27 protein-coding genes and 2 pseudogenes are annotated in these 20473 nt (G+C 71.4%); 13 read left to right on the top strand and 16 right to left on the bottom strand.

What is annotated here, in order from left to right:
• Positions 1-64: 64 nt before the first annotated feature.
• From AB0G74_RS30530 to AB0G74_RS30550, 5 genes are all read left to right on the top strand, one after another.
• Positions 65-313, top strand: coding sequence for a hypothetical protein (locus AB0G74_RS30530; protein WP_361152797.1), 249 nt, complete (start codon positions 65-67; stop codon positions 311-313).
• 43 nt (positions 314-356) lie between these two features.
• Positions 357-848: a hypothetical protein gene (locus AB0G74_RS30535; protein WP_361152800.1), complete on the top strand. Its 492-nt coding sequence runs from the start codon at positions 357-359 to the stop codon at positions 846-848.
• 368 nt (positions 849-1216) lie between these two features.
• On the top strand, positions 1217-1972 hold the full coding sequence (locus AB0G74_RS30540) for a SpoIIE family protein phosphatase (protein ID WP_361152802.1): 756 nt from the start codon (positions 1217-1219) through the stop codon (positions 1970-1972).
• 635 nt (positions 1973-2607) lie between these two features.
• Positions 2608-2904, top strand: coding sequence for a hypothetical protein (locus tag AB0G74_RS30545; protein ID WP_361152804.1), 297 nt, complete (start codon positions 2608-2610; stop codon positions 2902-2904).
• A complete protein-coding gene (locus AB0G74_RS30550; protein WP_361152806.1) occupies positions 2901-3164 on the top strand; it encodes a hypothetical protein in 264 nt (87 codons plus the stop codon). Before AB0G74_RS30545 ends, AB0G74_RS30550 begins: the two co-directional genes overlap by 4 nt.
• A gap of 273 nt (positions 3165-3437) precedes the next feature.
• Here the strand turns inward: AB0G74_RS30550 and AB0G74_RS30555 are convergent, their stop codons facing one another.
• A complete protein-coding gene (locus tag AB0G74_RS30555; RefSeq protein WP_361152809.1) occupies positions 3438-3644 on the bottom strand; it encodes a hypothetical protein in 207 nt (68 codons plus the stop codon).
• A 362-nt stretch (positions 3645-4006) separates the two neighbouring features.
• On the opposite strand from AB0G74_RS30555, the gene AB0G74_RS30560 reads away from it, so the two are divergent.
• Together AB0G74_RS30560 and AB0G74_RS30565 are read left to right on the top strand one after the other, a co-directional pair.
• A complete protein-coding gene (locus AB0G74_RS30560; RefSeq protein ID WP_361152812.1) occupies positions 4007-4555 on the top strand; it encodes a sigma-70 family RNA polymerase sigma factor in 549 nt (182 codons plus the stop codon).
• Positions 4552-5268 carry a hypothetical protein gene (locus AB0G74_RS30565; RefSeq protein ID WP_361152814.1) on the top strand — a complete coding sequence of 239 codons (717 nt, stop codon included), beginning with the start codon at positions 4552-4554 and terminating at the stop codon, positions 5266-5268. Before AB0G74_RS30560 ends, AB0G74_RS30565 begins: the two co-directional genes overlap by 4 nt.
• A 54-nt stretch (positions 5269-5322) precedes the next feature.
• On the opposite strand, the gene AB0G74_RS30570 is transcribed toward AB0G74_RS30565, so the two are convergent.
• Complete coding sequence (locus AB0G74_RS30570) at positions 5323-5811, bottom strand: hypothetical protein (protein ID WP_361152817.1); 489 nt, start codon at positions 5809-5811, stop codon at positions 5323-5325.
• Between the two features lie 221 nt (positions 5812-6032).
• On the opposite strand from AB0G74_RS30570, the gene AB0G74_RS30575 reads away from it, so the two are divergent.
• Positions 6033-6332 carry a hypothetical protein gene (locus AB0G74_RS30575; RefSeq protein ID WP_361152819.1) on the top strand — a complete coding sequence of 100 codons (300 nt, stop codon included), beginning with the start codon at positions 6033-6035 and terminating at the stop codon, positions 6330-6332.
• A 9-nt stretch (positions 6333-6341) separates the two neighbouring features.
• Here the strand turns inward: AB0G74_RS30575 and AB0G74_RS30580 are convergent, their stop codons facing one another.
• The 4 genes and pseudogenes from AB0G74_RS30580 to AB0G74_RS30595 all read right to left on the bottom strand — a co-directional run bounded on the left by AB0G74_RS30580 (position 6342) and on the right by AB0G74_RS30595 (position 10105).
• The gene (locus AB0G74_RS30580) at positions 6342-6602 is read right to left on the bottom strand and encodes a hypothetical protein (protein ID WP_361152822.1); all 261 of its coding nucleotides are present in this window, start codon (positions 6600-6602) and stop codon (positions 6342-6344) included.
• A 1-nt stretch (position 6603) separates the two neighbouring features.
• Positions 6604-6903, bottom strand: coding sequence for a hypothetical protein (locus AB0G74_RS30585; RefSeq protein WP_361152824.1), 300 nt, complete (start codon positions 6901-6903; stop codon positions 6604-6606).
• 611 nt (positions 6904-7514) lie between these two features.
• Positions 7515-7916: pseudogene (locus tag AB0G74_RS30590) on the bottom strand (NUDIX hydrolase); the annotation flags it as partial.
• Positions 7917-8701: 785 nt separating this feature from the next.
• Positions 8702-10105: a tyrosine-type recombinase/integrase gene (locus tag AB0G74_RS30595; RefSeq protein ID WP_361152860.1), complete on the bottom strand. Its 1404-nt coding sequence runs from the start codon at positions 10103-10105 to the stop codon at positions 8702-8704.
• Positions 10106-10284: 179 nt separating this feature from the next.
• On the opposite strand from AB0G74_RS30595, the gene AB0G74_RS30600 reads away from it, so the two are divergent.
• Both AB0G74_RS30600 and AB0G74_RS30605 read left to right on the top strand, forming a co-directional pair.
• On the top strand, positions 10285-11061 hold the full coding sequence (locus AB0G74_RS30600) for a hypothetical protein (protein WP_361152827.1): 777 nt from the start codon (positions 10285-10287) through the stop codon (positions 11059-11061).
• A 117-nt stretch (positions 11062-11178) separates the two neighbouring features.
• Positions 11179-12729 carry a hypothetical protein gene (locus tag AB0G74_RS30605; RefSeq protein ID WP_361152830.1) on the top strand — a complete coding sequence of 517 codons (1551 nt, stop codon included), beginning with the start codon at positions 11179-11181 and terminating at the stop codon, positions 12727-12729.
• A 59-nt stretch (positions 12730-12788) separates the two neighbouring features.
• Here the strand turns inward: AB0G74_RS30605 and AB0G74_RS30610 are convergent, their stop codons facing one another.
• Together AB0G74_RS30610 and AB0G74_RS30615 are read right to left on the bottom strand one after the other, a co-directional pair.
• Positions 12789-13130: a hypothetical protein gene (locus tag AB0G74_RS30610; RefSeq protein ID WP_361152833.1), complete on the bottom strand. Its 342-nt coding sequence runs from the start codon at positions 13128-13130 to the stop codon at positions 12789-12791.
• Between the two features lie 96 nt (positions 13131-13226).
• On the bottom strand, positions 13227-13418 hold the full coding sequence (locus AB0G74_RS30615) for a DUF397 domain-containing protein (protein ID WP_361152835.1): 192 nt from the start codon (positions 13416-13418) through the stop codon (positions 13227-13229).
• Positions 13419-13536: 118 nt separating this feature from the next.
• Between AB0G74_RS30615 and AB0G74_RS30620 the strand changes: the two genes are divergently transcribed.
• The 3 genes from AB0G74_RS30620 to AB0G74_RS30630 all read left to right on the top strand — a co-directional run bounded on the left by AB0G74_RS30620 (position 13537) and on the right by AB0G74_RS30630 (position 15190).
• Complete coding sequence (locus tag AB0G74_RS30620) at positions 13537-13809, top strand: hypothetical protein (protein ID WP_361152837.1); 273 nt, start codon at positions 13537-13539, stop codon at positions 13807-13809.
• The gene (locus AB0G74_RS30625) at positions 13802-14815 is read left to right on the top strand and encodes a zeta toxin family protein (RefSeq protein ID WP_361152840.1); all 1014 of its coding nucleotides are present in this window, start codon (positions 13802-13804) and stop codon (positions 14813-14815) included. Before AB0G74_RS30620 ends, AB0G74_RS30625 begins: the two co-directional genes overlap by 8 nt.
• Before the next feature lie 87 nt (positions 14816-14902).
• A complete protein-coding gene (locus AB0G74_RS30630) occupies positions 14903-15190 on the top strand; it encodes a hypothetical protein (protein ID WP_361152842.1) in 288 nt (95 codons plus the stop codon).
• 94 nt (positions 15191-15284) lie between these two features.
• On the opposite strand, the gene AB0G74_RS30635 is transcribed toward AB0G74_RS30630, so the two are convergent.
• The 8 genes and pseudogenes from AB0G74_RS30635 to AB0G74_RS30670 all read right to left on the bottom strand — a co-directional run.
• Complete coding sequence (locus tag AB0G74_RS30635) at positions 15285-16256, bottom strand: endonuclease/exonuclease/phosphatase family protein (RefSeq protein ID WP_361152844.1); 972 nt, start codon at positions 16254-16256, stop codon at positions 15285-15287.
• A gap of 79 nt (positions 16257-16335) precedes the next feature.
• The gene (locus tag AB0G74_RS30640; protein ID WP_361152846.1) at positions 16336-17169 is read right to left on the bottom strand and encodes a Scr1 family TA system antitoxin-like transcriptional regulator; all 834 of its coding nucleotides are present in this window, start codon (positions 17167-17169) and stop codon (positions 16336-16338) included.
• The gene (locus AB0G74_RS30645) at positions 17166-17711 is read right to left on the bottom strand and encodes a hypothetical protein (RefSeq protein WP_361152849.1); all 546 of its coding nucleotides are present in this window, start codon (positions 17709-17711) and stop codon (positions 17166-17168) included. The genes AB0G74_RS30640 and AB0G74_RS30645 overlap by 4 nt, the downstream gene beginning before the upstream one ends.
• A gap of 14 nt (positions 17712-17725) precedes the next feature.
• Positions 17726-18268 carry a hypothetical protein gene (locus AB0G74_RS30650; RefSeq protein WP_361152851.1) on the bottom strand — a complete coding sequence of 181 codons (543 nt, stop codon included), beginning with the start codon at positions 18266-18268 and terminating at the stop codon, positions 17726-17728.
• Positions 18269-18318: 50 nt separating this feature from the next.
• Positions 18319-18993: a GntR family transcriptional regulator gene (locus AB0G74_RS30655; RefSeq protein ID WP_361152853.1), complete on the bottom strand. Its 675-nt coding sequence runs from the start codon at positions 18991-18993 to the stop codon at positions 18319-18321.
• Between the two features lie 53 nt (positions 18994-19046).
• On the bottom strand, positions 19047-19496 hold the full coding sequence (locus AB0G74_RS30660; protein WP_361152856.1) for a hypothetical protein: 450 nt from the start codon (positions 19494-19496) through the stop codon (positions 19047-19049).
• Complete coding sequence (locus tag AB0G74_RS30665) at positions 19493-19933, bottom strand: NUDIX hydrolase (protein WP_361152858.1); 441 nt, start codon at positions 19931-19933, stop codon at positions 19493-19495. Before AB0G74_RS30665 ends, AB0G74_RS30660 begins: the two co-directional genes overlap by 4 nt.
• A 60-nt stretch (positions 19934-19993) precedes the next feature.
• A pseudogene (locus AB0G74_RS30670) lies at positions 19994-20473 on the bottom strand (hypothetical protein); the annotation flags it as partial.

Consider the following 20473-nt stretch of genomic DNA (forward strand, 5'->3'; position numbering starts at 1 on the left):
CTTTCGCCGTCATCAGCTGGCCCGGCACCCGCCCGGCCGGACCAACGGCCGCCCAGGGACACCTGTGACGTACGACGACCCCGACCGGCGCGGCCGGACCGACGCCGCCGGGACCCGCGACGAACTCGCCGCCCCCGGCATCCACACCACCGTCAGCCAGATCGCCCGGTATGACCGCGCCCCGCTGCCGACCGCGACGAAGGCGCCGCTGACCTGCACGTACGCGCATCCCCGGGGCTGGTTTCACGCCCTCGAAACGCATGCGAAAACCATCCGGCATGTTGACGCATGCGGAAAGTGGTGTCATGGTTGACGCATGCGGAAACAGTCCGCGTTACGAGAATGAGGTACGCCCGATGACGCGCGTCAACGTCTACGCCTACCCGGCCACCGAGTACGACGAGACGAGCCCCCGGCTCGTCGGCTGGTTCAACCCCGACTCCGCTGTCGAGTACAAGGAGGACACGGTGGACGGGGAGAGGTCGGTCAATCCCGTTCCCGAGTTCAGCCACCAGTCGCTCTACCACACCGCCAAGGGCCGGTGGGTCCTGTGCACCTGGTCCCAGTACCAGGGCACCGAGGCCCGCCACGAGTTCGTCGACGAGGCGGCCGCGAAGGACTGGCTGCTGCGCAACGCCGAGGATGCAGCCGCAGAGAAGTGGTTCGGCCAGCTGGACGAGGAGTCCGGCCCCAATCTCGGCGGGCGCCCCCCGATCGGCGCCAAGTGGGAAGTCCGGCTGGATGACGAGACCCAGAGGCGGGTCACCGCCTACGCGGGCGTACGGCCCCGGGCGGACGTCCTGCGCGAACTCATCACGGCCGGGCTGGACGCCCTGGAGTCCGCCTGAACACGGTAAGCCCCACAGCGCCCCTCCCCGCCTCACGCGGGAGGGGGCGTTTCCGCGTTCCCGCCCCGAGGCCGTACCGGACCCGGGAGGATCACCGTACGGCTACCGACCCCCGTGACGAACACATCGCCGAACTCCGGGCCGTTCTGACGCGGCCGGGATGATCGGCGGGGATGATCCGGAGCACGCCGAACGGTCGGCGGCCCTGCCATGCGTCCATAATGCGCCTGTCCTGGCCGGACGGCATCTCCCGGTCGTTCTGCGGCTTCTTCCGGCCATCCTCGCGCCCCCCCTGTCCGGTATGTACCGCATTGCCTCTTGACGTTGCGCGCATATAACGACCGCCCATCCCGACCGAAGGGAAGACCATGCCCGTCAATAAGAAGACGAAGAAGACCGCCCAGCGGCCGACCGCCGTAGCTGTTGGGATCTCCAGCCGTCCCGGCACCGAGCCGCCCTGCGCGGACGGCGCCTGGGTCCACCGCCGCGACGAGCGGGTCACCGCCGCCGTCGTCGACGGCGCCGGACACCACCCGGACGTCGTCGCCTTCGCCCGGATCGCACCCCAGGTAGCCGCCCTGACCGGGATGGCGGACGGAGGGCTGCCCGCTCTGATGAACGCCGGTCGGATGGCCCAGGCGTACGACCGCCCGCCCCACATGTCCGCCGTCTACGCCGACATGGAACCCGGACGGGATACCGGGATCCACTGGATCGGGGACGCCCGCGCCTACGGCTGGGACGGGAAGAAGCTGAAGCAGTGGACGCGGGACCAGACCATGGGGGAGTGGCTGCGGTGGAACGGCGGGAAGACGATCAAAATCGTCCCCCGCAAGGCCGTCGAGTCCCAGGACAACTGGGCCCGCCTCGGCGTGGCCCAGGCCAGCGAATACACATGCCGCCATGTCCAGATCCCCGAGGAGATCCGCCTCGTCCTCCTGGTCACGGACGGCATCTCGGACCAGGTCCCGCTCTCCACGGCCGAGGGACTCTGCCGGGCCCACGCCGACGACCCCCAGGCCCTGGCCGACGCCCTCACCGCCGCCGCCGAGGGCGAGACCGACGAGAAGACCGGGGAGCACTACCGCGACGACGCGACCACCGTCGTACTCCGGCTCGGCTGACCGGAGAGGAGATCCGGGCCCGTCTCCCAAGCACGGGCCCGGAGGCGATCAGCCCTGTATGAACGCAGGGCCGGTCGACCGGACCCGTACGGGGGCGCGGGCCCGTCTCCCATCCGTCCCACCGGAGTAGGACCTGCGCAGAGATCAACGACAGACTCGGCCCCCGGACACGCTGAGGGTCGACGCGGCCCGTGCCGTCCCGTGGCGCACCACGGGCTTGTCGACTCAATTCAAGAAGCGCCGAGGGGGTCCGCACCGGGGCCGCGGCGGTTCCTGCCTTCGGTATCGACCACGATCACGGGCGGGCAGTCCGGGCACGAGTGGAGAGCCTGTGATCCGATCCAGCGCCACCCGGCGTCCCACAGCGCCCGGTAGTCCCCCGACTCTGGCACGGGAAGGCTCGCACCGCAGCAGGTGCAGGCGGTGGCGGGGGCCGTGACATCGAGACTCCTTCTGGCTGGAGACCCCCAAGGCTATGCGGTCCCGGGGAGGCGCCCTGCCCGGACAGGATTCCGCTCCTGCCGGGAAACGCGAGAGGGCTTTCCCGCCGTCTGGCCCGGGATTCCGGCAACCCGCCCGCCGGGCAGAGCCCGCGAGTAGCGTCGTACCAGCAAGCAGTCGACCGAGGAGGCCCCGTGTCCGCACAGCCCGAGCATGTCCCGCCGCCGAGCAGCGCTCCGCCTATGCGCACGCTGGCTCAGCTCCGGTCCGCCCTGGCGACGTGGGGATGGCCCGGAGATCTCGCGGCGTTCGAGGCCGAGCTGGGCGCCGTCGAACTGGACGACCTGACGGCGGTCCAGGGGGTCACCCAGGCGTACCGCCGCCGGGTGGAAATGAGGTACGACGAGGGAGCGATGGCCGCCCTGGCCCGCACCCCCAGCGACGTCGATGCCGAACTGCGCCGCAAGCTGGCCGAGGCAGGGCACCAGTGAGCCACGCGTTCTACAGCGACGCCGCCGAGAAAATCCTGCCGGAGCTGACCACCAGCGAGCGGGCCACGGTCGAGCGCTTCCGCCGGGCGCTCGCGGAGAACCCTGATCTGGGGCGCCTGCTCCCTGGCCCTGACGCTCAGCCGAGCCGTGCGTACGACCTTCTGCCGGGCCAGACCCGGGGCCGGGGGATCACCGTGGTGCACCGGCACAGCCCCGAGCTGGACGCAGTCCTGATCCTCTGGATCATTGCCGGGCCCTGAACCGCTTTGACGCCGCTGACTCCGGGCAGCGGTTCGTCCCGGAGGCCGGGACGAAGGGGTGAGCCCGGAGGGCGCCGGCGACGTCCTCACCCGCCTTGGCGAGCGTGCCGGTCTGGAGAAGCGGCGGCTCGCCGGGCACAGTTCCCGTCGTGGTCTCGTCGCCGAGTCCCGCCCCAGCACGTCGACTCGCGCCAGGACTGGCGGGGTATGCGCCGACGCGGGCACTCCCGGCGGGAAGCTGTCCCCGGCCCGCTGAGGCCCGGCGACCGCACGTCATGCGCTTGCCGTGTCCTGGCCCCTGGCCAGGGCCTTCAGCGCATGCTCGACCTCGTACCGGTTGTGCCCGCCTTCCTGTGCGAACTCCGTGATCGCGGTCTGGACGGCGGCGGCGGACTCCACCGTGAGCCGTCCGTCGCGGATCTCGGCCCACGCGGCGGCCTCCAGCCGGATGAGTTCGTCGGGCAGTTCGATTTTCGTCATGGGCTGAATCCAAGCAGGTCGGGGCCGAATCCAAGCCTATGTGACTCACGTCACAGGCGGGGAAGGTTTCGGTTTCTATCAAGCGTTTCCGCCGTTCTGCCTGGTCAGGGCATTGCTCAGGGGTGAGGTTCGACGGAATGTGCTACTCAAAGTGTCCGGCCATGATCATCGTGTGATTTTTTTCGGGGGGTCATGAGTGATCGGCGCCCGTTCCCGACATCGTGAGGGGTGGAGCCACAGGGCTCCCGGCACGGGCCGGTCCACCCTGAATGACAGGGGAGGGACCGGCCCGTTCCGACCCTCAGCACGAAAGGCGCGGCGTGAGCGACACGGGTGTATCGCCTCAGGAGAGCAGCCAGCCGGTGGACTTACCTCTGGACCTGCCGCTGGATTTCGAGGCGTTCTATCTGACCCACCAGGAGTTCTTCCACACGTTCGCCGAACTCCACCTCGGCAGCCGCCGGGCGGCCGAGGAGACCGTGCACCGGGTCTTCCTGGAGATCCTGACCGGCTGGGACGTCCTGCTGCGGGAGGGCGAGCTGGAGCAGCAGACCCTCGGCGTCCTGCACCGCCATGTCAGCGCCCGGCTCGCGAGGGAACAGCGGGGGCCCGCGTACGTCATCAACGGGCCCATAGCCCGGGCCCTCGACGCGATCCGGTCCCGCATGGAGATCACCGAGGACTCCATCCGCCTGTACGAGGCCATCACCGCACTTCCGCCCCGCCAGTACTCCGTCATCGTCCTGCGCTACCTCCTGCAATACCCGACGAGCCGTATCGCCCGCTACATGGGGATCGACGAGCGTACGGTCGACTACCACGGCCGCAGGGGCAAAGCCGCCATCAAAGACTGGCTCGCAAAGCACGCCGGTATCTTCCTGGGCGAGGACGAGAAGAGGAGGGGCACGTGAACCGCCCGGCGACTACCACGATTGACGACCTCCTGGCCGACGCCGCCATATCCATCACCCCCCCGGCCGCCTTCGACGTCGGCGCCGCTCTGCGCCGCCTCGCCGCCGATGCCGCCGACCCGGCCGCCCCGGCCCCGGACATGGAGCGCTCCGCCCAGGCCGGGCACCGGCTCGGCACAGTCTGCCGATGGATCCTCAACGGCCCCGGCTCCGCCTTCCACGTCGCCCGTATCTCCTCCGACGACGATCCCGCCCCCGAACCCGAAGCCCACGGCCGGGACGAAGACGACACCCTCGACGTCGAGGGCGCCCTGGTCTACGCGTGCCTCCTCCACCTGGCCGGGCACCGCGAGTCCGCCGAATTCTGGTGGCAACTCGCCGCCGGGGCCGGGAGCCGCGCCGCCGCCTACTGCCTCCACCTCCACCACGCCCACCTCGGAGAGGACCGCGAAGCCCGGCACTGGTACCACCAGCTCACCGGTTCCATGGACGACAGCAGCATCCCCCCGGACGCGGCGTTCATCGAAGGACTGGAGGCCGTCGCCCGCTACGTCCAGCGCCACGGATCCGCCGCCGCCGCGCCCACCGGCCACCTCGAAGGCGAGGTCGACCGGCTGGCCTCCCGGACTATCGGCACGCCCTGCGTCATCGCCCGCAGACCCGACCGGAGCCTGGTCGCCCGGCTCCGCGAGTTCTTCGCCCACCGGACCTGACCAGCCAATGGCCCGGGTGCCCAGCGGTCCGTCGGGCACCCGCGATCACGGTGCTCAGTACGAGCCCGCCCCGGCGGTGGTCGGCTGCGACACCACGGTGTCGCGGCTGGCGTCCCAGCCGGCGCAGTGCGTCGTCTCCCGGGCGCCCTGGTCGTACCGGACGGTCATCTCCCACACCGGCCAGACGCCGAGCGGCCGCGGACCGGGCTCGATCGCGAGCACCTCGTACGCGCTGCCGTCGTCGCCGTGGTGGTACCGGCCGCCGACGACGCGGGGGCCGATCTGCGTGGCGATCCACTCCTCGTACGTCATCTCGAAGCCCTCCTCCCGGTCGCCCAGCAGCTCGGCGGGCATCGTGTTGCCGCATTCCTCGCAGTCGCTCCGCCCGCAGGTGGTCACGTTGCCGCAGGTCGCGCAGGTCCACGACGGGCGGCCGCAGTCGTGGCAGGCGTCGTACGACGGCGGGTTGTCCGCTCCGCACGTGCACCCCCACGCCCGGCGGGCGCGCTTCGCGGCGGCGAGATCCGTCAGGTACGTACTCATAGCTCCCTCGGTGGTGTTCTATCTGAGACAACCCGCGCGTCCGGCGCGCGGGGTTGGTGCGATCGGATTGGTTGGTCAGACGGTCCGCAGGCGCCGCGAGCACTTCGGCGGGGGGCCCGGGTCGGGCCATTCGTCGGCCGAGGTGGACCGGGAAGCCTGGGGGATTGATTCCTTGTCTATTGGGGTGAAGTGCGGGGCCGGGTGCCCGTACGGTGGCGGGTATGTCCTTTGAGATTGGGAGTCCCCGGCAGCTGCTGGCCGCGCTGTCCGGCGCCGTGGTCGGGCTGGTCGCCACACTGGTTGCCGCACGGTCCGGCGCGGCGGTCGATGCCCCCGTCGCCATGGTCGTGGGGGTAACCGCGCTGGGAACCGCGAGCGTGTACGCGACGTGGCTGCTGTGCGGGCGCCTGGGTCTCCACCGGCGCTTGTTGTCCGCGCGGTTCGCCGCAGTCGCCACAGGGGTGGCGTTCCTGGTGACCTGGGGGGCGCTGTACCTCATTGATGCCGTCTGGCCGCGCTGACTCGCGGGGTCAGAAGACGCCGGGGGTGTCGGAGAACAGCCAGGCGAAGAAGGCGGCCCCCAAAACCGTCCCGGCCGTCGCCTGGAGCATGATGCCCGGGGGCAGGCCCGTGGTGGGGTGCTGGAGTAGCCGGGTGAAGCCGAGGCCGCCGAGAACCGCCGCGCCGATCAGCAGGGCGAAGGACGCGAAAGGGTTGAGCGGAAGGGCGAAGGCGGCCGCGAGGAGAGCGGCCGCGCCGACGGCGGGCGGGACAGCATCCAATCGGTACATGTCAGTGTCTCTTCTCGGGGTCGGGCAGGGGGACTTGGGTGCCGGTCAGCCGGTCGAGGGCCCACCAGGTGCCGTCCGCGTGGCGGTCGGCGTACGCGTTGGTCTGCTGGCTGCGCTCGGTCCAGACGGTGACGCCGCCGGGCACGCCGAGGCCGTCGAGGAACGCCTTGGCCTCACGGAAGGTGGTCGACCGCTGCTCTCGCCCGGCTACCCGGATGACCGTCCCGTCGGGCTTGGTCCGGGTGGTGGACTCGGTGGCGTAGAAGACCCGCTGTGCGTTGCGGGGGATGCGCAGGCTCACGGCCGTGCCTCCTTCTCGTCTTCGTCGTCGGCCGGGAGCGCGCCGCCGTCCAGGTCGATGGGGCGGTAGCCGGTGGCGGCGAAGACACTGCCGCCCGTGCTGGTCTTGCCGGTGCCGCCGGGGGAGAGCCCCAGGTCCTCGGCGGCCTTCTTGCCCGCCGCTTTGCGGGTGAAGGCTTCGCGGAAGACGGGGACGAGTTCCTGGTCCATCCGGTAGGCGATGTTCTCGTGCCAGGAGGGGTTGTCGGGGTTGGAGACGGGGGTAATGGGCACCGGGGTGCCCTCCGGCCACCAGCCCTTGCGGACTCCGCGCTTGACGGCCCGGTTCAGGCCGTTGGAGGCGCCGTTGAGCCTGCCGATTTCGCGGCGGAGGTGGTCGGCGCCGAGGTAGCCGTCCGCGCCGACGACCAGTTCGGCCATCCGGCACGAGCCCGCGGTCAGGTCGCGGAGGTAGCGCTCGGCGCGGTCGACGGTCCAGCCCGGGTGGACGGTGCTGATGGACAGCTCCGCGTGATGCCGGGCAGCCAGCGCGACCAGTTCCTCGGCGAGCGCCGGGGCCGCGCCTTCGATGCTGATCCGCACAGGGTGGCCGCTGTGGTGCGACGGGGCGGTCGCCCTGGCGAGGATGTCGGCGTGGTCGAAGGCGAGTTGGGTGGGCAGGTCGTTCAGGGGCCACCAGCGGGCGTCGGTGGCGTCGTCCTCGGCGTGCACGGCGGTGCCGGTGGGGACGGTGACGGCGTAGGCGATGGTGACGTAGCGGCCGCGCTCGTCGCGGCCGGGGGTGTCGAAGGCGCCGATCTGCCGCAGACCGTCCGGGGCCACTGCCACGCTGGTCTCTTCGCGCAGTTCCCGGGCGGCCGCCGTGCGGCTGTCCTCGCCGGGGTCGAGGTGGCCGCCGGGCAGCGCCCACGACCCCTGGTGCGGGGCCCAGCGGCGCCGGATCAGCAGCACGCGGCCGTCCGGGGTGGTGGCCACGACATCGGCCGTGAGGCGGATGGTCTCGGTGTCGGTCATGCACGTCCTCTCATACAGGGCGTCCGGTGAATTCAGTCCCGGTTCTCCCCGGTCTTCATGGAGTCTGGCCCGTCGGCGGGGTCCGCGTCGAGACCGGGGAGAACGATGGCTGAATTCTCCACTCGATCCGGTGATGCGGCTGCGGGACCGGTATCGGCTCGGATAATGTGCCGTATCCGACGCAACAGGGCATCGCGGGTTGACATCCCCAGCGGGGGAGCGTTTCGGCCCCACGGTCTCCTCGCGGTGGTAGCCTGGCCACCTCCTCGCATAAGCGGGGATGGGCCGGACATTCCGAGCTTCCCGGCATACTCTCCGCGTCAGCGGAGCCGATCCTCTTCGCCCTATGTGTGCGAACAGCGATCACATCTCCTCCCCGCACACACGGGGCCTTGCTCCCGGCTCGGCCCGCCCGGGCGGCCTGAGCCGGGAGTGCCCCTACGCCCATACCTGCGAGGAGTGCATCGTGTGCCGTGGAGAACTGTCTCAATGCTGGCCCCCATGCCCGGAGGACTGCGTCTGCGATGACTGTCAGGGACATGATCCTTGTACGGCCGCCGAGGAGCGGTTGTTTGAGGAATACGAGACCGACGACTTCCGCGTCCCGGACCCGACCGCGGTGGCACTGCCCGCTGCGGGCGGGTGGGGAGGCCGGGAATGGCCGTGGACCCGGCCGGTGACCGCCTCAGACGCAAAACGCCGGGTGCCCCGGCGCTGAGCCTCATCACTACGGCCCTGAACAGGGGAGAGTCCCTGTTCAGGGCCGTAGTGATGAGGCTGTGGGCTCAGTCCGCGCCGTGGGCCAGCACCCCGGCGATGTCGGCTCCTAGGCCGTATCCGGGGCTGTCGTCCAGGAGTTCACGGCGGCGGTTGTAGCGCTGGGTGGTGCGGGAGTCCTTGTGGTCGGCCCACCGCTGGACCTTGTCGGGCCGGGCGTCGGGCTTGGCCAGGGCGTGGGTGACCGCGTCGCCCTTGACGCCGTGCGGTCCGCGCAGCGCGAGGCCGGCGCGCTTGGCCAGCGCTTGCAGCAGCCGCCAGACCGCTGGTTCGTCGAGCTGGCCGCCGGAGGCGGTGCAGAACAGCCACGGTGAGTCGACGCCGCGGCTGCTCAGGTAGTCGTCCAGCGCGGCCCAGGCCACCGGCGGGATGGGCTTCTTCTTCCGGCCGCCGCCCTTCACCTTCTCCAGCAGCAGCACCCGGTGCCCCTTGTCGTGCCCCAGGTCAGCGACCCGGGCGGACAGCAGGGAGTCGATGCGCAGGGCGAGGGTGTAGAGCATCAGCAGCAGGGCGTAGGCGCGCTTGCGGTGCGCCGCGGCCCGGTGGTGGTCCCGGGCGGTGACCACCAGGGTGGCCCACTCCTTCTCGGTGTAGCCGGGGGTGGGTGAGTAGTCCGGGTCGACGTACGGCCGCTGGACCGCGTCGAAGGGGTTCTTCACCCCGTCGTCGCTCACCTTGTCCAGGTAGGCGAAGAAGCTGGAGGCCGCGGAGAGGGCGTTGGCCCGGGACGCGTCCGCGTACGGCGCCCCGGTCCGCACCATCTCCCCGCGGGCCCCGCCCTTCACCCGGACCCAGGTCGGCGCCTGCTCCAGCCACATCCGGAACGCGTCGGCCAGGGAGAACCGGACGCCCATCGGGTGCGCGCCGTGTTCCCGGGCGAACTCCTCGAACACCCGCAACCCACGGGCGTACGCGCGTTGGGTGTTGGCCGAGCGCTGGTGGGCGATCCAGGACGCCGCCAGGGTGGGCAGCGGGTCGTCCTCGCCGTACAGGCCGACCAGGTGGTCGTACAGCTTCTTCGCGTGCTCCGGCCAGAGGTCGCGCGGGTCGCGCCGCACGGTGGCGAGCGTCGCCCGGGGCGAGCGCACCAGCGCCGTGGTGGTGGCCGCCGTGGCACCGTCGCCGGGGCCGGCGGGTCGGTGCCGGTCGGCCAGCCGCCGCAGGAGGGGGGCCAGCCGCTCGACGGCCGCGCGCAGCTGCTCCGCGTCGGCGCCCGTCGCGTACTGGAGGTCGATCGCCGCGTCCGAGTAGTCCGCGACGACCTCCCGGCGGGTGCCGATGAGCGTCACCAGCGCGAGGCGGAGCCGCCCCGGCGGGTCGAGGTCCCACACCCGGTTCTCCGCCAGCCGCAGCCCCTCGCTGAGGACGGCCGCATCGTCGTCGAGCGCGGAGTCCACCCCCACACCCGGCATGTCGGGCAATTCACCTGAATACGTGATGTTTTGATCGGCCGTCACCATCCGCACAGGATAACCGTAATTATCCTGTGTGTTTGCGAGGGGCCCGGGCGGGCCGCCCGGACGGAGGAATCCCGGAAGGAAGTGTCAGGGAACCCCTGACGTGCCGCTCTGTCAGGTGTACCTTGACGGTCATGGATGAGACCACCGATCCCGCCGACCGAGGACAACCCGCGACCCTCACGCCCGGCGACGAGGCGATGCTCGCCCGCGCGCAGACCCTCGTGGAGATCGCCGAAGCGGCGCTGCGCGACATCGCGCAGCCGTATCCGGCCGACGACCGCGGCGCGCTCCTGCGCGACGCCCTGCACTTGAAGGCCCTGGCCGACGAACTCGTGGGCCGGGCCGTCACCGCCGAACGCGAGCGCGGCGCCAGCTGGGCCGAGATCGGCGACGCCGCCGAGGTCACCCGGCAGGCCGCCCACGAGCGCTGGACCACCCGCGTCGGCCACTGGATCCTCCTCGGCCGCCGCCGCGCCGGAGTCTTCACCGGCGGCGACCGCGACTCCGTACGCCATGCGGCCGACCTGGACCGCTGGTACACCGTCCTGCTGCCCGGAAGCGGCGACCGCCCGAGCGGCCTCCTGGCCTCCCTGCACGACGAGGACGCCCGCGCCAAGGCCGCTTACCTGCGGTCCGAAGCCGAGCAACTCCGCTTCGGGGCCGAGAAGTTGCGCGGTGAGTGCACCGCCGCGTACGGCGCGGTGATGGAGGCGTCGGGGACGCCGACCGCCGAGGAGAAGCGCGCAGTGTGGGCCACCCGCACGCTCGCGCTCGCCGAGGTCTACGACCGGCTCGCCGCCGTCGAGGAGCCGGTCGCCACCGAGCACCGCCGTACCGCCGCCACCCACCGCTCCATCGCCCGGGACATCCTCACCCCGCCGACGAAACGTCACAGACAGTCCGCGTGACGATTCCAGAGGCGGCAACCCCCGTATCGACCATGCTCGGGCCGCCCGGGCGCTTCCACAGACGGCCGACATCCGGGAACGGTTCCCGGCCCCGTCACCCTTGGGATACTGGCGGGCATGTCCGGCATCACCGACCGTCCGAGTCCCGCCCGCACCGCGCAGGACGTCGCTCTCGCCGAGCGTCTGGCCGCCCTCACTGGAGAGGCCCTGTCCGGCGCGACCGCAGAGGTGGCCGATCAGCTCCGCGCCCATAGCGCGCACATCGCCCTGTTCGACCGGCAGGCGCCAGTCGTCGCGAAGTTGCTCAGCATGTGCCGGGAAGCGGCCGAACGCTGGCAGACGGGCGGCTACGGTCACTTCAGCGTCGCGCGGAACCTCCCTGCCGCGCCCCCGGCCATCGCCAGCCTGCTCCAGTCCGCGATCGACGGCGAGGACGACGCCCAGCTCCACGAGCTGATCGCAGCCCTCTGTGCGGCCTCCACCGAGAACGCGCAGAAACTGCTCGCGATCGGCGCAGGGGTTCACGCGCTGCTCGAAGCCGGTCCCCGCCGCTTCCCCGCGATAGCCACCACCGAGCCGATCGACCCGCGGCGCCTGCCCGACCTGCGCGCCCGGCTGATCAGCGCGCATCAGGGCAAGCCCGCCGTCAACCGGCTCGCCCTCGCCCTGTTCGAGAACACCGGCACCCTCGTGCCGTACCTGAACTCCGCCGACGACGCGGCCCGGGTACTGCTCGCGCAGGAGAACGACCGGCTCGCCAAGGCCAGGCTGTACCACGTGGACGAGGAGATGACCGAGGCCGCCATCCGCAAGGCGGAGCGCGGCCGCAAGGGGCCGCTGGCCCCGCACCGGGTGCCCGCCAAGCGCGGGTTCATCGCCTTCGGCAAGCCCCTCGTGCGGACCGTTTCGGAGGGCGAGGAACGGCCGGCGGACATCGTCGCGGTGTCCTGGGGGCCGTGGGCCGCCGACTTCGCGCACGCCCCCGGGCATCTACGGCCGACCCCCGTCGCGGGGCCCCGTCAGCCGTTCTGGCGCTGGTTCGGGCCCGACGGCGTGCGGCACATCGAGGCAGTCGACGGCCGGGAGAAGCCGACGTGGTGGCTCACCCTCTGGGCCCGGCCCACCCATGCCGTCCCCGGCACGCCGCCGCTTCTCGCCGACAACGAGACCACGATCGGCGCCACCGATACCCCGGGCCCGATGCATATCGGCACCACTGACGAGATCGCCCACGTCGTCTACGCGTGCTGGGATTTCATCACCCAGGAACAGGTCACCAAGCGGCCGATCACCCAGCAGCGCGTTCAGCCGCGCAAGCCGACCGATCTACGGCGTGACCGACGCAAGGGCGTCGAGGACAACTCCGCCGTTCACCTCGTCACGCTGCGGGGCCGCCGCCCTCAGCCCGCCGAGTCGGCCCCTGCCGGGGCCGTACCGAGCGGGCGCACGCTGGACTACCGGCAGGTGATCGCGGAGTACGACCGCTCGCACTGCATGAATCCGCGCCTCCACCGGGACGACCCGGCCCGGGAAAGCCACCACCACGAGGAGATCACCGTGATCGAGCACGTACGCGGCCCGGACGGTGCCCCGCTGCGCCCGACGCGGGAGTCCCGAACCGTGCGCCAGCTCACGGCGGAAACGGCGGCGGCCGCCGACCCGGAGTAGGTGTGCGGGAGTAGCGGGGTACCGGAAGTGCCCCCGCGCGGCACCGCGCGGTGCGACGATCATTCGACGGCGTCGCACGCTACGCGGGTACCGGGCAGAACGGGATCGTCGCCGCCGTCTCGGTGGGCGTACTTCGGCTGGCCGCATTCGGCGCACCGCTGAACTCCGCTGATGACGGGGTATAGATCCGGCATTTCGAGACAGGCTCTGACGACCTGGGCCAGGATGGCCGCGTCCGTCAGATCGCCTGTCGGGCGCCTCTGGCCCTGGGCGTAGCCCATCACGGCGGCTTCGCGGATCAGTCGGCGCTCCCGGTCGGTGAGGCAGGCCAGTGTGGCGTCGACACGCTGCTGCTCCCGGTCGGCTAGGTGGGCGAGCAGGGGCTCAAGGGCATCTGCCATGGTTGATCTCCTCGTTCCGGTGGATCATGCGACCACGAAGGCCCCGGGACACGTCCCGGGGCCTTCCCTGGTTCGACGGCAGTCACAGGCCGGAGATCACTGCCGCCTGTAGACGGTGAGGAACGACGTCCAAGCCGGGGCGGAAACGTCAAGGGCGCGCCGGGACCGGTCCTTGGAGTCCCGGACATGGACGCCGTCGCCAGCGGCGAGCGCGCGTGCTTCCACACAGGCGTCCTCGAAATCGCCGCTGTAGGTGCTCTTGTGCCATTCGCTCGGTGACAGTGGCATGGGGTCCTCCCTGGTACGAAAATGCGACAGATCGCTCACTGCTTACATGGGAGTCTAGAGGCAACCGGCTTATCCCAAACGGCCGTTGACAGCGGTCGACCATCCACGGGGGAACGAGATGCCAAGCAAGAAGCCGCGGTGGACAGTCGCCGAGATGGACGCCCACGAGCAGGCTCGGGCCTTGCTCAACGCGCTGATCTCCGCGTACAGCGCCCGGATCGGAGCCGCACCGACCCCGGAGGCGGCCCGGGAGCTGCGCGCGGAACGCGCGCCCCTTCTGGCTGAGCGGGACAGCCTGACCGCCGACGACCGGGCCCGGATCGAGGAGATTCTCAAGGAGGTCCCCCGGCAGCTCGCTGCGGTCCGCGGCACCGGGGGCCCTGGTGAGTGATACTCCCGTGGCCCGGCGCCTGACCGACAGCCAGGTCGAAGAGATCTTCCGGGAGGACGTACGGCCGGGGCTGGCCCGTCACGCGTCCCGGGACTCGCCCCGGGTGATCGTTCTCGGCGGGCCCCAGGGCTCTCGGAAGACGTCTCTTCGGACGCTGGTCGCGGAGCAGCTGGGCGTGCCGGACATCGTCTTGTACGACGGCGATGACCACTACGCCTTCCACCCGCACTACGACGGTCTGGCCAGGGCGCACGGCGTACTGGAGGCTGCGCGCCTGTGTGGCCCGGACGCCGACTATCTCCGCGCGATGATCCGGGCCGAGGTGATCACGCGGCGGCTCGACATCATGCTGATCGGCCCGTACACGGCCGAGGAATACACCCTCGCCCGGCTTTCCGAGTATCAAGCCGACGGGTACAGCGCCGAGCTGGCCTACACGGCTCTGCATCCGGCGCTGTCCCAGGTCGGCGTCATGGACCGGCACCGAAAGGCGATGGGCGATGGTGGCCCCGGCTACAGCTTCCTGGTCTCGATGGAGCTTCAGCAGCTGGTCCTGGACGGTGTCCCGGCGATCATGACGGTCGTGGAGGAGCGGAAGTTGGCCGCAGCCCTCCACGTGGTCGACGCCGGCGGGATCGCCTTCAGCAAGCGTCTGAACGCTGCGGGGGTCTGGGTTCCGGCCCGCCCGGTGCGCGACGTGGTCGAGGAGACCCGGCAGCAGCCGTGGGACGTCGCAACCCGTCAGGGCTTCGTGGAGCGCCGAGCCGCCGTGGCCCAGCCCGTCGGTGAGAGCCCGGAGCAGTGGGGGCAGCGGCTGGCGCGGGTCGATGAGCTGGCCGCGCCGATGCTCGCGGCTCCCGCGCGGCTCAGCACGCAGGCCGCCCGGTCCCGCTCCATCACCGTGTCCCGGCCCGCGAAGAAGTCTGCGGCTCCTCCGGCAAGCGCCGGGCCCGCTTCGGCCGCCCCGGCCCCGGGGCGCGAGAGCAGTTCCGGCCGCCGCCGCTGAACCATGTACGGCAGCGGTCCCCGCCAGGACTACTTCCTGTCGGGGACCGCTGCCGTGTCAGGGCCGGGGGGAGGATGATCTCTTCCTATGAGACCGCGCCGCCCTCTTGGTCGGGGCCCCGCCCGCAGCGCCTACGACACCGGTCTGGAGACCGGTGTGGTGGGCCCTGCTCAGCCACGGGTCCACGCCACTAACGCCGACCTCGACCATCAGCCCCTCTACCGGCCCGAAATCGAACTGGACGACCTCCGTGCCCGCGGCGTCCTCGGAGGCGGGCCCGCCTCTGTCCCCGCAGGGTCCCGCACCGTCCGTCCGCTGCGCGTCGACCCGGACGCGCCGGAGCCGGGCGAGGACGACGACGACGGCGGGCAGTGATGATCTCCACCTGCGGTTCATCGGCTCGGCTGGTCCCCGGCTGGGCCGGTGGGCCAGGAGCGGGCGGGTGGCGGCCGCCACCCGCCCGCAGTTGCTATCCGGCCAGTTCAACCGGGGTGTAGGGGGCTCTGCGGCGCAGGTTCTCGACGAGTTTGCGGCGGGAGAGGGTGACGACGACGGCGTGATGGTCGGTGAATCCGCTGGTGTCGAGGACGGTGACGTCCAGGATGCAGTCGGCGTCGTTCTCGTTTATGTACGTCCGGTCGATCCGCGCGGGTCCGCCCTGTCCGGGCTTGCCGTGTCCGGCGGTCGGGGCGAGCGCTGCCGGTTGGCCGAGGTGGTGGGCGGCCCACCGGGCGGCGTCGGCCATCCCGGTGTTGCGCAGGGTCCGGTCCGTGTAGGTGCACGACTCCCAGGTGCCGTCCGGCCGCTGGGTGGCGCGGTGGTGGCGGTGGGCGCGGTCTTCCACGGTGCTCCATTCCACCGGCGGCGTGCTTTCGCCCTCCGGGGTCGGGTAGCCGTTCATGTCGCCCATGACCACCAGCCCTGCGGCGGGGCCCGGCTCCTGGTGGAGTTTCAGCTTGTCGACGAGCGTCGTCAAGTTGTCGGTCTCCACCCGCCGCACGTCGATGGAGTGGCAGGCCATGTGGACGGATACGGCGGTGATCGCGGCGTCCGGGGCCTCGGGCAGGGTCAGACGGACGACCGTCGGCGGGGTTCGCCAGTGCAGGAAGTGAGGCTGTTGCTCCACGGTGGCGAAGGATTCCCTGCGGACGAACATGGCGGTCGGGTTGTTCCCGTGGCCCTTCGGCGCCCGGTAGCCGGTCATGCCGAGGATTCGCTGGGCCTCGCCGAACCGGTGGTCGGCGGCGGCCCGTACGCTTTCCCAGGCACTCTCCCGGGTTTGTGACCAGGTCATTTCCTGGCGAGCGACCACATCGGGGCGGGACGCGGCGATCAGCTCCTGCGCGAGGTAGAAGGACTCGGGGAGTTCGCCGTTGGGGCCGGGCGGTCCTCCGTCGTGGTCGAGGTTGAGGGTCAGGGTGCGGAGTACATCCGATGGCATGGTTCTCCTGTTCGGTGAGGGTACGGGGCTGCGGTACGGCCCCGGCCGGTGACGGCCGCCCCGCAACGGGGCGGCCGGGTCAGGCGGGAAGGGCGGCGGGCGTGCGGTCCGTCCGGTCCCGGTAGGCGGCGCGGAGGAGGGTGAGGCTCGTGTCCCGCGAGAGGGCGGTCTGGCGGCACAGCTCCAGCCGGTACCCGACGCCGAACGCCTCGTCGGGCCCCGGGTAGCTGGTGCCGGTCCCGTCGGCGTCCACGAACGGCACCGGTACGGGGCCGATCCGGGAGTGCCCGTATGCGTAGCCGGAGCGCAGCGGCACGTGCCCGACGTCGGGGTGGGGGTTCCAGCCGATGATCCGGACCGTGTGGTGCCGGGCGACGTCGAGGAGGAGCCCGAGTTGCTCGGCCGCGGTGTCCCGGTCTCCGAGCTGGTGGAGGGCTGCCTCCCCGAGGAAGATCTCCAGGCGGGTGTCGCGGTCGGCGGCCCGGAGCCCGGTGGTTCCCGGGAAGGGCGGGGTGGTATCGCCGAGGGCGGCCCGGTAGCGGGGGGCCCGGAGCGGTGCGGGGATCGTGTCGAGGCTGGCCAGGGACAGGCTGGTGGACTGGGCGGCGACGGCGGCGAGCCGGTCGCGGGCGCCTTCGCCTCGGTCGGTGACGCAGCACCGGGTACGGATGATCTCGGAGAGTTCCAGGGCGTGGACGGGCCAGTGGGGCCAGTAGCTGTCGATGAGCCGGTCGACGCCGGGGTGGTCGTCCCGCAGGGCCCGGCCGGTCTCGATCCGGCGGACCGTTTCGAGGCTGAGGCCGGTTTCCCGGGCGATCTGGCGGGCTAAGAGGCGCTGGTCCTGGCGGGCGGTGCGCAGGTAGGCGCCGCCGACCGCCGGGCCGGGCCGCACTATGGGGGCCGGGGCGTTCACGTGCTCCCCTTGGCGCGTTCCGGGGAACCGGCGGGCAGGAAGTCCGTGATCCGGCGGGGGGCGGCCAGGCGCGGGCCGAGAGGGTCGCCGAGGCATTGTTCGGCGCGGGCGAAGGTGGCGGCCGGGGGCGGCCGCAGGAGGCTGGGGGCGGTCAGTTTCGTGGTCCACCGGTCGTCGACGTGTTCGAGGGTGACCGTGATGTCACCGCCCAGGGCGGTCCATTCCTCGTAGCGCACCGTGATGTCGCGGACGTGGGAGGCGCCGAGCCAGGTGAGGAAGTCCCGGGCGGCCCTGCCCGAGTCGACGGTCGTTTCGGCGATTTCGTACGGCTGGCCGGGGAGCCAGCGCACGTGGCACAGGACCGGCAGGGGCTCGTACCGGATGGCGAGCCATTCGGTGAGGTCGCGCGGTGCGGCGGTGCAGGTCGGCGGCCGGTAGTAGGCGTCGGTCCGGCGGCCGCCGCCGGACAGCTCGGCGCCGGTCCGGGACAGAGCCAGGGCAAGCGGGGCCGCGTCGGCGCCGGTGTCGTAGAACTGGTCCATGGCGGTGCTCCTCACTAGAGGGATGCGGCGGGCCGGAGGGCCCACTGAAGCGGCGGCTGCGGCTTCCTGCCGGTGAGCTGGAGTTTCCTCCGCAGCTCCCTGTGGAGGGGCGAGGAAGCGCGGCCGAGAGGATCCGGGTCGACGGTGATGAGCGCGTAGCAGCCGTTCGTGGTGACCTCGAAGTGGACGTCAAGGTGGCCGTAGGCGTAGTGCTCGCATTCGACCGGCATGGTGACCAGGGGCTGGGCACCGGTCTTTTCGAGGATGAGGGCGGCTTCGCCGCCGGATTCGGCCATGACGTCGACGGTTTCCCAGGACTGGGGGGTCTGGCGGGTGGCGGGGGTCCAGCGGACCCACCGCAGCAGGCCCCGGTCGGAGCATTTCTGGTGCTTCAGCTCGACCCAGCGGGTGAGTTCGTGGAGGGCCGTGGTGTCGCCGGGGACGCGGTGGTAGGAGTCGGTGCGGCTCACGTAGGAGATGAAGGCGGCGTCCGCGTCGGCGAGCGCCACGCGGAAGGCGTCGGGGTCGTGTCCGACGAAGAACCTCTGCTGCTGCATGTGGTGTCGTCTCCGGGGGTGTCAGGGGGCGGGCTGGTCCAGGGCTGCGGTTACGGCCAGAGGGGCCGGTGCCGATCCGGGCGAGGGTTTCGGCGGAAGGCGCCGATTCCGTTCTGGGGGATGAGGAGCCCGACGGCCACGAGTTCGTGGCAGGCGGCACGGGCCTGGTCCCTTGTCAGTCCTGCGGCCTGCGCCAGGGCCGGTTCCGGCACGACGGCGCCCAGCGGATAGCCGAGCACGAGGGGTCTGAGGCGACGGGCCGCCTCGCTGTAGGACTTCAGCAGTTCGGCTTCCGGGATGCGGTCCACCGTGGTGGAGACGGCCGTCGTGCCGCGCGCGATGACGATCGCGCCCTGGGCCCGCAGCCCGGCCATGCCGCGGGAGAGAGTGCCCCGGCACGCCCTGAACTCGCCGCGGAGGTCGTCCAGCGGGAGCCGGAACCCGGGCGGGTAGATCCCCTCGACGATCCGGTGCCGCAGGACGCGGTCGATACGCTCACTCACGGAGCCGACGAGAGGGGTCTGGGCGGGGCCGAGGACCCGGGTCCAGTGGCCTCTGCGGAACTCCATGAGCCCCTCCGCGCACATCAGGCGCAGCGCCATCCCCGCAGGGTGGGCTTTCACCCCGAACTCGGCGGACACCTCGGCCCGGGTGACGCGGTGGCCCGGCGGCCAGCGCCCGGCCGTGATCCGGGCCCGTAACTCCCGGGCCACTTCCCGGGCCACCTCCCGCGCCGTCCCGGAGACGCCGCTTCCCGGTGCCCGGCCGCGCGAGCCCATCAGCGCCCTCCCGTCCAGGTGGTGGCCCGGGCGGTTCCGGTGGTGGCCCGGGCTGCGGCCACGGCATAGCGGACCTTCGTATGGGCGAAGAGGTCGCCGGTCGGCAGGAAGCGGAGCTTTTCCAGCGCCCGGCGCGCCCGGGACCCGACCACGATTTCCAGGCCGGTGCCCTGGGCGCTGGCCTCTTTTTGCAGGTCGACGATCATGATGACGAACCGGGGGACGACGTAGTCCGCCGGGCGGAGATCCAGGACCAGGGACTTGATCCTCTTTTTGACCTTCGCCTCGGTCAGGAGGAGGGAGACCAGGTCACGGACGGGTTTGGCGACGTCGAGGGTGAGTTCGCCGCCGATGGTGACGACGACGGTGCCGCCGTCCGCAGGATGCCGCATCAGCCAGACGTCGCCCACCTGAACGGTCCGGACCGTGCGCCAGGTCTTCGCGGTCACGTCAGCCCCCTCGGCCCGGTGGCGGTGTCGGTGATGTAGCGCTGGACGGGTTCGTAGAACCCCTTCGGTACGAAACGGGGAAGTTCGTGGACCGGGACCCAGGCGGCCAGAGCGACTTCCGCGGCGGCCGGTACTGGTTTGCCCCGCAGGTAGGTGCAGGCGACGTAGAAGACGTGGCGGCCGGTGACGGGGTGGATACGGTCTCCGAGGAGGAGATCGGGGCGGACGGCGACGCCGGTCTCCTCCTGGTTCTCCCGTGCGGCCGCGTCCGTCGGTTTCTCGTCCTTTTCGACCTTGCCTGCGGGCAACTGCCAGGCCAGATCCGGTTCGGGGACGGCTCGGTGGATGAGGAGGAGGCGGCCGTCGTGTATGACGACGGCGGCCGCGATCTGAGGGAGAGCCGGGCGGTTGAGTGCCCGGTGATGGAGTTGCGCCATGATCCTTGCGTGGTGTCAGGTGGTCGGGCCGGTGATGGTCTTTCCGGGGGGCCGGACGGGTCAGCCGAAGATGGAGTTGAGCATCTCGCCGCTGGCTTTGACGTCGTGGCTGAGGATGACCTCGTGGTGGGGCAGTTCGTCGAGGTGATCGAGGACGGTGTCGCGCTGGGCGGGGGCGTCGGGTGCCCCGGTCAGGAGTCCGAGGACGTCGGGGTAGCGGTCGTCGGCGTGGGCGGTGAAGAAGTCCCCACGGCCGACGCGGCGGTCGGTCGGGGCGGCGCAGGGGGCGGCGCCCGGAACGACGCGGGGCAGGAGGATCCGGGACACGGTCGCCTCCTGCCGTGCCAGCGGGAGGCCGAGCCAGTGTTCGAGCTGGCGCGGCGCGAACTGCGCCTTCAGCTCGCGCCCGTTCTTGGACCGGATGGGTTCGCGGGATCCGGTGGCAAGGGCGGCGGTGACCCGCTCGTGCTGGGTGGGGTGGAGGTGCTGGCCGTTCCGGATTCGACCGGACACCTGGTCGTACAGTCCAAGGGCGTCGAG

Source organism: Streptomyces sp. NPDC020875, assembly GCF_040641415.1.
Classification (GTDB): domain Bacteria; phylum Actinomycetota; class Actinomycetes; order Streptomycetales; family Streptomycetaceae; genus Streptomyces.

Coding starts and splice junctions, on each gene's coding strand:
- AB0G74_RS30580 (WP_361152822.1), bottom strand. CDS start 6,602: ATGTACCGATTGGATGCTGTCCCGCCCGCCGTCGGCGCGGCCGCTCTC.
- AB0G74_RS30635 (WP_361152844.1), bottom strand. CDS start 16,256: ATGCCATCGGATGTACTCCGCACCCTGACCCTCAACCTCGACCACGAC.
- AB0G74_RS30575 (WP_361152819.1), top strand. CDS start 6,033: ATGTCCTTTGAGATTGGGAGTCCCCGGCAGCTGCTGGCCGCGCTGTCC.
- AB0G74_RS30605 (WP_361152830.1), top strand. CDS start 11,179: ATGTCCGGCATCACCGACCGTCCGAGTCCCGCCCGCACCGCGCAGGAC.
- AB0G74_RS30600 (WP_361152827.1), top strand. CDS start 10,285: ATGGATGAGACCACCGATCCCGCCGACCGAGGACAACCCGCGACCCTC.
- AB0G74_RS30645 (WP_361152849.1), bottom strand. CDS start 17,711: ATGGACCAGTTCTACGACACCGGCGCCGACGCGGCCCCGCTTGCCCTG.
- AB0G74_RS30620 (WP_361152837.1), top strand. CDS start 13,537: ATGCCAAGCAAGAAGCCGCGGTGGACAGTCGCCGAGATGGACGCCCAC.
- AB0G74_RS30650 (WP_361152851.1), bottom strand. CDS start 18,268: ATGCAGCAGCAGAGGTTCTTCGTCGGACACGACCCCGACGCCTTCCGC.
- AB0G74_RS30595 (WP_361152860.1), bottom strand. CDS start 10,105: ATGCCGGGTGTGGGGGTGGACTCCGCGCTCGACGACGATGCGGCCGTC.
- AB0G74_RS30615 (WP_361152835.1), bottom strand. CDS start 13,418: ATGCCACTGTCACCGAGCGAATGGCACAAGAGCACCTACAGCGGCGAT.
- AB0G74_RS30555 (WP_361152809.1), bottom strand. CDS start 3,644: ATGACGAAAATCGAACTGCCCGACGAACTCATCCGGCTGGAGGCCGCC.
- AB0G74_RS30535 (WP_361152800.1), top strand. CDS start 357: ATGACGCGCGTCAACGTCTACGCCTACCCGGCCACCGAGTACGACGAG.
- AB0G74_RS30665 (WP_361152858.1), bottom strand. CDS start 19,933: ATGGCGCAACTCCATCACCGGGCACTCAACCGCCCGGCTCTCCCTCAG.
- AB0G74_RS30540 (WP_361152802.1), top strand. CDS start 1,217: ATGCCCGTCAATAAGAAGACGAAGAAGACCGCCCAGCGGCCGACCGCC.
- AB0G74_RS30610 (WP_361152833.1), bottom strand. CDS start 13,130: ATGGCAGATGCCCTTGAGCCCCTGCTCGCCCACCTAGCCGACCGGGAG.
- AB0G74_RS30570 (WP_361152817.1), bottom strand. CDS start 5,811: ATGAGTACGTACCTGACGGATCTCGCCGCCGCGAAGCGCGCCCGCCGG.
- AB0G74_RS30630 (WP_361152842.1), top strand. CDS start 14,903: ATGAGACCGCGCCGCCCTCTTGGTCGGGGCCCCGCCCGCAGCGCCTAC.